General features: G+C 39.9%; 11 protein-coding genes. 8 read left to right on the top strand and 3 right to left on the bottom strand.

The genetic code is table 11. The features are described 5' to 3' along the window. Positions 1 to 151: 151 nt before the first annotated feature. Positions 152 to 1156 (top strand): aromatic acid exporter family protein, encoded by a 1005-nt coding sequence (locus tag VJ09_RS06880; RefSeq protein ID WP_052807264.1) that lies wholly within the window; start codon positions 152 to 154, stop codon positions 1154 to 1156. Between the two features lie 54 nt (positions 1157 to 1210). Here the strand turns inward: VJ09_RS06880 and VJ09_RS06875 are convergent, their stop codons facing one another. Continuing rightward, a complete protein-coding gene (locus VJ09_RS06875; protein ID WP_044640825.1) occupies positions 1211 to 1435 on the bottom strand; it encodes a hypothetical protein in 225 nt (74 codons plus the stop codon). 319 nt (positions 1436 to 1754) lie between these two features. Between VJ09_RS06875 and VJ09_RS06870 the strand changes: the two genes are divergently transcribed. Further along, the gene (locus tag VJ09_RS06870) at positions 1755 to 1946 is read left to right on the top strand and encodes a hypothetical protein (RefSeq protein WP_044640824.1); all 192 of its coding nucleotides are present in this window, start codon (positions 1755 to 1757) and stop codon (positions 1944 to 1946) included. Between the two features lie 202 nt (positions 1947 to 2148). Then, positions 2149 to 2484, top strand: coding sequence for a hypothetical protein (locus VJ09_RS06865; RefSeq protein ID WP_044640823.1), 336 nt, complete (start codon positions 2149 to 2151; stop codon positions 2482 to 2484). 42 nt (positions 2485 to 2526) lie between these two features. Here the strand turns inward: VJ09_RS06865 and VJ09_RS06860 are convergent, their stop codons facing one another. Together VJ09_RS06860 and VJ09_RS06855 are read right to left on the bottom strand one after the other, a co-directional pair. Then, positions 2527 to 3903, bottom strand: coding sequence for an RsmF rRNA methyltransferase first C-terminal domain-containing protein (locus tag VJ09_RS06860; RefSeq protein WP_044640822.1), 1377 nt, complete (start codon positions 3901 to 3903; stop codon positions 2527 to 2529). Position 3904: 1 nt separating this feature from the next. Next, entirely contained in the window at positions 3905 to 5185 is a 1281-nt protein-coding gene (locus VJ09_RS06855; RefSeq protein ID WP_044640821.1) for a BaiN/RdsA family NAD(P)/FAD-dependent oxidoreductase, read from the bottom strand. Between the two features lie 545 nt (positions 5186 to 5730). Between VJ09_RS06855 and VJ09_RS06850 the strand changes: the two genes are divergently transcribed. The 5 genes from VJ09_RS06850 to VJ09_RS06830 all read left to right on the top strand — a co-directional run bounded on the left by VJ09_RS06850 (position 5731) and on the right by VJ09_RS06830 (position 11354). Next, positions 5731 to 6093: a type II toxin-antitoxin system MqsR family toxin gene (locus VJ09_RS06850; protein WP_052807263.1), complete on the top strand. Its 363-nt coding sequence runs from the start codon at positions 5731 to 5733 to the stop codon at positions 6091 to 6093. Positions 6094 to 6107: 14 nt separating this feature from the next. After that, a complete protein-coding gene (locus tag VJ09_RS06845) occupies positions 6108 to 7097 on the top strand; it encodes a type II TA system antitoxin MqsA family protein (RefSeq protein WP_044640820.1) in 990 nt (329 codons plus the stop codon). A gap of 249 nt (positions 7098 to 7346) precedes the next feature. Further along, a complete protein-coding gene (locus VJ09_RS06840) occupies positions 7347 to 9032 on the top strand; it encodes a long-chain-fatty-acid--CoA ligase (RefSeq protein ID WP_044640819.1) in 1686 nt (561 codons plus the stop codon). Between the two features lie 208 nt (positions 9033 to 9240). Beyond that, on the top strand, positions 9241 to 10008 hold the full coding sequence (locus VJ09_RS06835; RefSeq protein WP_044640818.1) for an IclR family transcriptional regulator: 768 nt from the start codon (positions 9241 to 9243) through the stop codon (positions 10006 to 10008). 173 nt (positions 10009 to 10181) lie between these two features. After that, the gene (locus tag VJ09_RS06830) at positions 10182 to 11354 is read left to right on the top strand and encodes a M20 metallopeptidase family protein (RefSeq protein ID WP_187118685.1); all 1173 of its coding nucleotides are present in this window, start codon (positions 10182 to 10184) and stop codon (positions 11352 to 11354) included. Positions 11355 to 11428: the final 74 nt, after the last annotated feature.

Genomic DNA, 11428 nt, shown 5'->3' with positions numbered 1-11428 from the left:
CCGACTATTACGGCTTAAGTTTGGACAGAAGAATGGGGCTTGACAAAGTATCATTTCTATAAATATTCACTTCTTGTCTGTAACTATTTCATGTTAGGATAATACCAATTGCGTAATGTACGTGAATTTGATAAGAAAAGGAAGTGTGTATGTGAAATGGAAAATTGGGTTCCGAACGATTAAGACCGCGATCGGGACCGGCTTAGCTGTGGCTTTTGCTGAATGGCTAGGTCTTCGTTACTTTATATCTGCAGGGGTAATTGCAACACTTTGTATCCAAACATCACGTAAGAAATCATATGAGACTGCTTGGGATCGTTTTGTCGCTTGTCTGGTAGTAGTTCCTATTGCAGTAGGGATTTTCCTTTTACTTGGTTACAATCCATTAGCATTAACCTTGATTTTGTTGTTGTCCATTCCGTTATTGGTGTATCTCAAACTGAAAGATAGTATCTTGACAAGTAATTTAATTATGTTTCATTTGTACATTGAACAGTCAATCACTACTTCATTCCTCCTAAATGAGCTAGGTATATTGGCAATCGGAATTTTCTTTGGGTTAATTATCAATTTCTATATGCCACACTCAGATAAAAAACTTATCGAATATCAAGTAAAGATTGAAGATAACTTCCGCAAAATCTTACATGAGATGGCTGTCTACTTATGTAAGGGGGAAAGTGATTGGACTGGTTCGGAAATTTTAGAAACTGCGAAATGGATCAAGGATGCTAAAGAACTCGCCCTCATTTCGAAGGAAAACAAATCGGACGAAAAAGAGAAGTATTTTCACCGTTACTTTAAGATGCGAAGTCGCCAATTTGATATCTTGGAACGAATTATGCCGATGGTAAGTCACCTACCTCGAACAGTGCCACAAGGAAAAAGAATTGCCGAATTCCTCGAACGGATCTCCAGTGCTGTCCATCCTGGTAATACCGCCGATCTTCATCTCGAAGAACTATACTCCATGATGAAAGAATTTAAAGAGCAACCTTTACCAAAAACTCGAGAAGAGTTTGAGACCAGAGCTATTTTACTCCAATTGGTACATGAGATGGAACGATATTTGATGATTAAAAAGTATCTCGTCGATCACGGGTATAAAAAACCGGGAAAAGGTACCCTTTCATCCACAACATCGTCGAAGGGATAATGAGTGCTGAATGAAATAAAAGCCTTCTTTGACAGCAGATCAAAGAAGGCTTTTTCATCGAGAAGGATCGTGTCTTGATCGAAAATGAATTTGAATAGTGGAGGTAGCATGAACTGGTAACAGAGTATGGGTAGGAAGACGGATCGATGGGCTAGATTCAGTTCCCTCGAATTGGATGTCTTGCCAGTGTTGAATAAAATAGGGAGAATCGACATCCATCATCCCAGAGGCTAGATAGGGACTAATTTTTTGCTGTTTTTTTCTATTGTGCTGGTCCATGCTACACCGCCTCCTATTAAGTATTCATATCTTTCAAGACTCGTATCAATACTAAATTTACTCCATAATGGCTAAATTGATGTTTGAAATTAGATTCTAGTTTTATTCATATGGCATTAAACTATTTTGAGATGTTATCAACAGGTAGGTATTGCTGTTAATTAAGTTAATTCGAATGATTCTCACAGGTTCCGACCAAAATAGAAAGGGAAGAATAGTAGCGTTTAAATATAGAGAGTTAATCAAAATATGTAGGTGTATTTCTATGCAATTTAAAGACAAAGAAGTATTAGTTACAGGTGTTTCAGGGGTATAGGGATTGCCACTGCAAAAGCATTTCCAAGAGAAGGTTGAGAAAACAAAAGAACATTATGGTCGTATTGATGTTTTTATCCATAAGGCTGGTGTGAAAGGTGTTTTCTTCGGTTTAAAATATGTACTAGATATCATGAAAAAACAAAAAAGTGAGCGGTTGTGTTCCGTTTCAACGGGTATATATTTAGGCGAATGAAATAGTTTGTTTCTTCTGTATATGACAGAGAGTTTGTCCGTGATATGGTTTGTAATTTTTTATCATTGAAAAATTTGGCATAAATGTCCTTCGATTCATTGCAAAAGTATTCACAAAATAAAGAGCGTTATCATCATATAATGTTGACTTGTAAGTGTAGAAACAACATGTATCCATTATTCCAAAAGGAAGTGAGAACAACATGAGTGATTGGCAAGCATGGGAGATGGAGCGACGTATTCGCGAAGTATTGGAAGAGGGAAAAGAGGAAGATGGGGTACGATGGATGTTATCCTATCAGGTAGCGTTTGGCGTGATTCGGAAAGATTCCCAGTTCTTAGAGCAGTCTGGTATGGAACATAGTCGTTTAGTTCAATACATAGCTTCTCAGTTGGTTCAGCGGATTCGAGATGGACGGATTGAAGATATGGAGGTAGAGTATCTCTCCAATCGATATGCGACTGAGATCGAGATTGAATTTGATGGGAACGAGCTAGAAGGTCGTCCTAGCTCCATGTTTCGTTTGCGTGCTTCTTAATAAAAAAGCTTTCTTCCTTTTCTTTAGGAAGAAAGCTTTTATCTATTTACGATCCCAACGAAGCCACTTAGGATAATGATTTTTTAGATATCCACTAGATGCTTTGCCCCAGCCGATTGGAAAATGGTCAACCGTAACCAAGGTCCATCCATTTCCTTCGCTTTGTAATGTATCTCCTTGTAGGTATTGTCGCAACTCGTCACTATCTGCTGCATAGTTGCGGACGTGTTGAACTTGATCTGAATGGGAGGCGAGGGCTAATGCATGGGATGGCTGAAAATGACTTCTCTTTAGTTGACCTAGATAAAAACCGGGCTTTTCTACTTTGAGTCCCTCAATGGAGGGGAATTCTTCTGGTAACAAATAGAGGTGTTCACCAAACATCACAAAATGCCCTCGAGTTAGTTTTTGATGATATGTATCTTTCCAAAATTTCTCGATAAGCTTTTTGGCATCAGGAGATAAGGGTTTGCCTTTGCCTAGGCGTTTTTTGCGCGGAAGCTCCTCTGCCTGTTTTTCTAATACTGCGACAAAATGCCCCTCGCCACGCAGATGATGTGGCCAGAGACGCCCCGTTAGACGCAAATCTTCTCTGTTTGATTTACTCCACTCGGGTCTTCCTGATTGGTAGTGTTCTAGCTGTGGAACAGCAATGATTTGAAATTCTGGATATTCTTCTAAGATCCACTCTACGATTTGTTCGTTTTCAAGAGGGTTAAAGGTACAAGTAGAATAAACAAGTCTACCACCAGGCTGGAGCATGGGAATCGCAGCTGCTAGTATCTCCTTTTGTAACTCTGCACACTTTGCAGGAAGTCGGCTACTCCAACGTTCCATCGTAGCTGGGTCCTTCCGAAACATTCCTTCTCCAGAGCAAGGAGCATCAATTAAGATTCGGTCAAAGTACTCATAGAATCGTTTGGTCATTTTGGTTGGATTTTCTGTAAGTACGACTGCATTAGAAACCCCACAACGTTCCAAATTCTCTACTAGAGCACCTGCACGTTTGCGATCAATTTCATTGGCAACCAAAATCCCATCTCCGTGCATTTTTGCTGCCAACTGGGTTGTTTTCCCACCTGGTGCAGCACAAAGATCCAAGATTCTCTCTCCAGGCTGTGCCTCAAGTGCCTCAGCAGGGGACATGGCACTTGCATCTTGGATATAGTAGAGTCCTGCAGCATGATAGGGATGTTTTCCTGGTCGATCAGGTTCATGTTGATAATAATAGGCTTCTTTACACCAAGGAACCGGCTCTAAGTGAAAGGATGTAAGTTCGACTAATCGTGAAGGTGGTAGTTTGAGTCCATTCACCCGTAAGCTTCGCTCGGGCTTTTCCTCATAACTCGCAAGAAAATCAGGAAACTCATCACCAAGTAATTCTTTCATCTGTTCTAGATAATCTACAGGGAATTTCAATTTAGTTCTCCTTCCATTCCTGAACCAATTCTGCTGCACTTTTTCCTGCTACATACCCAGTACAAAGTGCTGCTGTGATGTTATATCCTCCTGTGTATCCATGGATGTCTAGTACCTCTCCACAAAAAAATAACCCTTGCATCTTCTTGGAGTGCATCGTTTTGGGATGAACCTCTTTGACATGAACTCCACCGCCAGTTACAAATGCTTTTTCGATTGACAAGGTTCCATTAACGTAGACGGTAAGAGCTTTTAGGTTTTGCAACAAGGTATGTAGTTGAACTTGAGACAAATGTGCTGCAGTAGTTTCTTCTGGTATTTGGGCTCGTTCTAAGATAACAGGTATCATACGTTCCGTAAGATACTCTTTCATAATCGTCTTCATCTGACGTTTTGGGTTATTACGGATATTTTGTTGGAGTTGTTCGGTCAGTTGTCCAAGTGTGAGATTAGGGAAAAGATCGATCTCAATTGCAACATCTCGCTCAGGATGTTTTTTGCGTTCTTTCACGACGAATTGACTACAGCGAAGTGCCATAGGCCCGGACAGACCGAAGTGAGTAAATAACATATCTCCTCGATGGATGACGAGTGCCTTTCCTTTGGCATTACGAACGGTTAACGATACATCGCGTAAAGATACTCCCTGCAACATCTTTTCTTTGATAAGCTTGTCCGAGGAAGTAAGGGGAACTTCTGTTGGGAACAACTCCGTTATTGTGTGTCCTGCCTCCTCAGCCCAAGCATATCCATCTCCGGTCGACCCAGTATGAGGAACCGATTTGCCTCCTACTGCGACGATGACGGCGTCAGCATAGTACTTTTCGCCATTCATCAATTCTACTCCAACCGTTCGTCCCTCTTGATAGAGCACATTTTTTACTCCCAGATTGGTACGAATCTCCACACCTGATTCCCTTACCCGACGTAAAAGTGCCTCTACTACGGATTGAGCTTTGTCTGTTACGGGAAACATTCTACCGTTATCCTCTTCTTTTAGTGGGACGCCCAAATCATCAAAAAATTGAACAATATCTTTGTTATTAAAGACAGAAAAAGTACTATATAGAAACCTTCCATTACCGGGGATATGTTGGATTACTTCATCGATCTCCTTAATATTGGTCACATTACAACGACCTCCACCAGAGATCGCCATTTTTCTCCCAAGTTTATTTCCTTTATCTAATAGAAGCACACTGGCTCCATGCATTCCAGCAGCAGCACTTGCCATGAGACCAGAAGTTCCACCGCCGATCACGATCACATCTTTTTTGTTCATAACGCTCCTTCTAATTAAAAAGGTATAGTCTTTCCGTAGATACTTGCTCTAAGTAAATGAACATATTTCTCAACAAACACTCTAGTCACGATGATAGAGTTGAACAAGAAAAAGTATGCTATGAATATGGAATCACTAATTTGAAGCTAGGTCAAATCTAGATTCACCTGTTGCATAAATCAAAGTTAGACATAGGCACACCGCCGGTTTTCTTTTCCCGCTTCTGATCTTCTCCGTCGCATCTCAAAAGAGGGATCTCTACAGGTAGCCCCCGTAGACGATAGGTGCTGCCTAAGTAGCGCAGTGCCGGTTGAAGTGAATCTTTGACTTTAGGTTCATTATGCAACATGCTCTAGATAACAAAAACTTTCTCTTTCTAGTATCGCCAATATCAAGTTATAACGCCTTTTTCTAGTATATCCATAAAAAGGATTATCAATTGATAACCAATTGTGTATAATGAAAGTAAATAGTACAACTAGACAACCCCTTATATAGCGTGATATCTTTTCTGAAAAGTAAGTCAAAATCTAGGGGTATATGTTATGGAAGCTTCTGTTGGTCAGATTAATGCGTTTTTATCCAAAGCTCGTTTTTATCTGCAACGTGGCAAGATGGACTTCATAAGAGGAAAAGAAGAAAAACAGACTCTCAGCCAATTGGGGATTAGCATTCGGGATGCATTTGCTCTGGTCTATGATTTAACAGTGGAGAACTACTACCGTGGTCCATCTGCTGATCATAAGATCCCAACGGAGAGTGTTTGGGAGTTTGGCTGGGAAGAAGAACCACAAGATATTTACATCAAACTAAAATTTCGATCAGTGCGTGATGACTTATTGATGATGTCGTTTCATTTTGCAAATAGACCCATTGTGTATCCTTACAAAAAGAGACGTTATGACTAGGGGAGGGGTCAGTTTTGTCTAGATTATATTGTCATGATTGTAATGAAGAAGTGGAGTACGAACTGAAGACGGGGTCCTTTCCAATCGAAGTAAGAGGAAAATCGATTACAGTGGAAGGAACTCGTGCGTTTTGTGTAAATTGCGAATCGGAGCTTTTTCATCCTAAGTTTGATATGGAAAATCAAGAAAAAGCTTTTGCACAGTATCGTACATTGGAAGGGATTCTATCCCCAGAAGAGATTCGCATGATTCGAACTGGGTACAATCTAAATCAACGTGAGTTCTCTCGTCTACTAGGCTTTGGGGAGATTACCATCTCTCGATACGAACGTGGTTCCCTACCTACTCCAGCACAAAATCATATCATAAAAGAGAGTGCAAACCCTGCCAAAATGCGAGAATTGCTGGAACTAAATAGCCAAAAGGTACCAGAGGAAGTGGTGGTACGGCTTCAACGAGATTTAAATACAGCAGTGGTCTTAGAAGAACAGATTATCCGAGAGATTCGAGATATTTTTCATGATAATCCAGACATCTATCGAGGAAATGTCTCTTTTTCTCCGATGAAATTGACTCAGATGATCCTCTTTTTTGCGCGGAATGTAAACCAAAATCTCTATGTGACCAAGCTAAACAAACTCCTATTTTATGCTGATTTTTATCACTTTTTGCGGAAAGGTAGTTCGATTAGCGGAACTCGTTACCTTTGTGATCATTATGGTCCTGTTCCAGAAAAGTTCAATACTCTTTATGATAATATGAAAGAAATTGAACTGATGGAGAATGAGTATGGTCAATTTATTTTGCCCACTTCCGCTTTTGATCATAGATTTTTCACTCCAGAGGAACAAGAAACAATGGCTATGGTTTTAGAGAAATTTGAGAAAACCACTAGCTCTGAAATTAGCGAACTCTCACATCAAGAAATGGCTTGGATTCGAACACCACGGAAAGAATACATTTCGTATGATTTTGCCAAAGAGATGCGAATGGATACAGATTGATTGGAAGGAAAGTTCCATTAACAAGACGTTATGACGCTTTGCGGATTTCTCTATGCAGTTCCCTACCAGTGATATGGTAGGGTTTTTCCTTAAATTAGTTTTCTTTTTAAATAAACAGATTTCATAAAATCGAAAAATTAGTTAAAATAGAATAGAAACACTTTTTGTGACTTTATGCATGCTATCTAATAAGATAAATGAACCGTTTTTACTGAATGATGATTCATTCATAGACAAGGGGGTTCTAAAGTGAAAGAGAAAATCTGGCTAAAACACTATCCACAGGAGATACCGCACCAGATCGATTACCCGGACGTTCCTTTAACTCAGTTTCTGGTGGATGCGGTGCGAGATTTCCCGGAGAGGGAAGCTATTCACTTCTTAGGAAAAAAGATCACCTATGCCAAATTGATGGAAGATGTATCCCGTTTTGCCAACGTATTAATTAGCTTAGGAGTAAAACGTAGAGACAGAGTGGCCATCATGCTTCCCAATTGTCCTCAGGCGGTGATCGCTTATTATGGTGCACTGATGATCGGTGCAGTAGTAGTTCAGACTAATCCAATGTATGTAGCCAGAGAACTAGAACATCAATTAAAAGATAGTGGAGCAGAGACGATCATTTGTCTCGATCTATTATTTTCGAAAGTACGAGAAGTAAAGTCACAAACGGCAATCAAACGAATTATTACAACAAGTATAAAAGACTACCTTCCATTTCCAAAAAATATTTTGTATCCGCTTACTTTGTTAAAAGAAGGAATTAAAACTAATATTCCAGTTGACAATCAAACTATCTTTTCTTTTCCAGAATTGTTAAAGAAAGCGCTTTCTCATTTTCCCCATGCTGATATCGTACCAAACCAAGACATTGCCTTGTTGCAGTATACGGGTGGGACAACTGGTCTTGCCAAAGGTGCTATGTTGACACACCGTAATCTAGTCGTAAATGCAATACAAGCTGCTGCTTGGATTTATAAGAACCAACGAGGAAAGACCAAAATTTTAGGAGTATTGCCGTTTTTTCATGTATATGGAATGACGGTTGTGATGAATTTTGCTGTACTGCAAGCTGCAACGATGATTCTCGTGCCTAAGTTTGATCGTGATATGATTTTGAAAACGATCCACAAACATCAACCAAACTTATTCCCTGGAGCACCAACCATGTATGTAGGTGTAATCAATCATCCTGATATTCATCGTTTTGATGTTTCCTCCATTGAGGCATGTATCAGTGGTTCCGCGCCGCTACCGCTTGAAGTCCAAGAGCGTTTTGAGAAGCTAACGGGTGGGCGTCTAACAGAAGGATATGGGATGACCGAAACGTCACCAGTTACCCACTGTAACTTGATCTGGGATCGAAAAAAGAGTGCAACCATTGGGCTTCCATGGCCAGATACAGAATGTCGAATCGTGGATTTGGAGACGGGAGAAGAGCTTGGAATAGGTGAAATCGGAGAGTTGCATGTACGTGGTCCGCAAGTAATGAAAGGTTATTGGAATAGGCCTGAAGAGACAACCAAAGTATTAGTAGACGGTTGGTTTCATACAGGGGATATTGCCAAAATGGATGAAGATGGCTATTTCTATATCATTGATCGAAAGAAAGATATGATTATCGCAGGTGGTTTTAACATTTACCCACGAGATATTGAAGAAGTATTATATGAGCATCCAGCAATTCAAGAAGCAGCGGTTATTGGTATTCCTGATGAGTATCGGGGGGAAACCGTAAAAGCATTTGTCGTACTTAAGCCTGGAGCTAACCTAACGGAGAAAGAATTAGATCAGTACTGTCGTGAGAAGTTATCAAAATATAAAGTGCCTCGTTTCTATGAATTCCGAGATGATTTACCAAAAACAATGATCGGCAAAGTGCTTAGAAGAATATTACAAGAAGAAGAACATGCTAAGGGAAATTTGAAAAAATAAGATAAACAAAAATCCTTTCTTTTTGTTGAATCTAAACAGATAGAAAGGATTTTTTGTGATGAAAAGAAATTTTGCATTTATTTAATTGGAAAATATTATTATTATAAAAAATAGGTGTTTTAATTGAAAATTTTTTTTAGAAAATTTATAATAAAAATCAAAAAGTTTTAATGCGTTTCTAATATCGAACCGGAAGAGGTGTAGTGCAGTGAGTCTAAAAACTTTGGATACTTCCTTACATTTATTAGAGTACTTCACCGAACAGAAGTCCAGTTGGGGTGTGCGAGAGTTAGCGAAAGAAGTAGAAATGAATCATTCTGTTGTATATAGAATATTATCAACTTTTGAAAAAAGAGGGTTTTTGATTCAGAATCAAGAGACAAAGAAATATGAGTTAGGATTGAAGTTCTGGGTTTATGGACAAATGGTAAGAGAAAGAAATCATTTTACAGATGTAATTCAACCTATGATGGAAGATTTGTGTGAAAAGACAGGAGAATCCATTTTCCTGACAGGACGAGAAGGTAACAAAGGAATCTGTTTGCACTTTGTGGAGAGCACGCAAAGAGTAAAGTATTCATTGCAAATTGGGACGAAGACGCCTCTATATGCAGGCTCTTCTAATAAGGTGATCATGGCATATCTAACGAAGGAAAAACAGGAATCGATCATGATTAAAGGACTTGATCCTATCACGGATCAGACTGTTACAAATGTGGATCGATTGCGAGATGACCTTATTCAAATTAAGGAAAATGGTTGGGCGCATAGTATCGGGGAGTACTCGGAAAATATTTTTGGCATTGCAGTACCATTGTTTAACTATCATTCTGAAATTCTTGCATCCCTTGCAATTGCTGGTCCAGAATACCGTATTTCAGAGCCAGAGAGGGTAAGTGAGTTGTTGCAATATTTGCAAGCGGCCCAAATAAAAATTCAAGAAGCACTAAATAAATATCGAGTTCTTCATTTCTAGGTAATTGATAAGGCGTACTTTATAGACATAACGTTTATTTTGGTAAGCCCAAATCAGATCTAAAGTGAAAAATAGAGCGTATTTTATCAAAGGGAGAAATTACGAGCAGAGCGAATCGTTTAAATGGTTGCATGAATATCATAACTGTAATTTTTTGAAGAGGGGAAATCAGCTTGCTCAAACAATGGATCCAAGAAGGGAAACAAGATGTTATCAGTTGGTATCGTCACCTTCATCAACATCCAGAGTTGTCGTTTCAAGAAGAACAAACAGCAAATTATGTTTGGAGCATCTTAGAGAGTTTTGAAAACCTCCAATTATCTAGACCTACCAAGAATAGTATCATGGCCTGCTTAGTTGGAGCGAAACCGGGGAAAACAATAGCGCTTCGTGCTGATATGGATGCACTACCTATACTGGAAGAAAATGAGTTTGCACATAAATCCCATAATCCGGGGGTGATGCATGCTTGTGGTCATGATGGGCATACAGCAACACTATTGGGGGCAGTCCAAATATTAAGTCAGTATCAATCTGAACTGGCTGGCGAGATTCGTTTTCTCTTTCAGCACGCCGAGGAAAAATTCCCAGGTGGAGCGCAAGAGATGGTGGATCAAGGTGTGATGGATGGGGTCGATTATGTGATCGGCAATCACTTTAGCTCTCAGTTAGCGACTGGTAGGATCTCTGTAACCTATGGTCCGATGATGGCTGCTCCTGATACCTTTGAGATGAAGATCATTGGAAAAGGTGGTCATGCTGCATCACCACATGAATGTATCGATCCAATCGCTATTGGTGCAGAGGTGATCAGCTCACTGCAAAAGATAGTTTCACGTCGAAAAGACCCTCTTGATCCAATGGTCGTGAGTGTTACCAAAGTGAGTGCTGGTACTACCGATAATGTAATTCCAAGTACAATGCATATGATGGGAACAGTGAGAACCTACTCGGAAGAACTACGGACTCTAGCACCAGTCTGGATCGAGCAGACCATCAAAGGCATCACCCAATCCTATGGTGCCGAGTATCAATTTTCGTATCGTCGTGGCTATCGACCGGTAATTAACGATGAGTGGGTGACCAAACAAATGGAGGAAGTGATCCGTACTCATTTAGGGGAAGAAAAATTGTGCTTTGGCACCCCACAAATGGGCGGAGAAGATTTCTCTGCTTATTTGACGAAGGCACCGGGCACGTTTTTTAATGTAGGTTCAGCAAACGCGGAAAAGGGAACCGACTTCCCACACCATCATCCAAGATTCTCCTTAGATGAAGACGCATTTGGCGATGCAGTTGCGATGTTTGTTTTTGGAGCTATTCATCTAACTGAGATGACAGAATAGAACAAAGTATTTCTGTTGAATACCATAGAAACTAGAGAGGATTTTATCCTCAAATCTAGATTCTAGGTAGGTGT

Origin of the sequence: Risungbinella massiliensis (genome assembly GCF_000942395.1) — a bacterium.
Taxonomy (GTDB): domain Bacteria; phylum Bacillota; class Bacilli; order Thermoactinomycetales; family Thermoactinomycetaceae; genus Risungbinella; species Risungbinella massiliensis.
The sequence above is the reverse complement of the archived record's forward strand: the minus strand, read 5'-3'. Positions and strand labels throughout refer to the sequence as shown.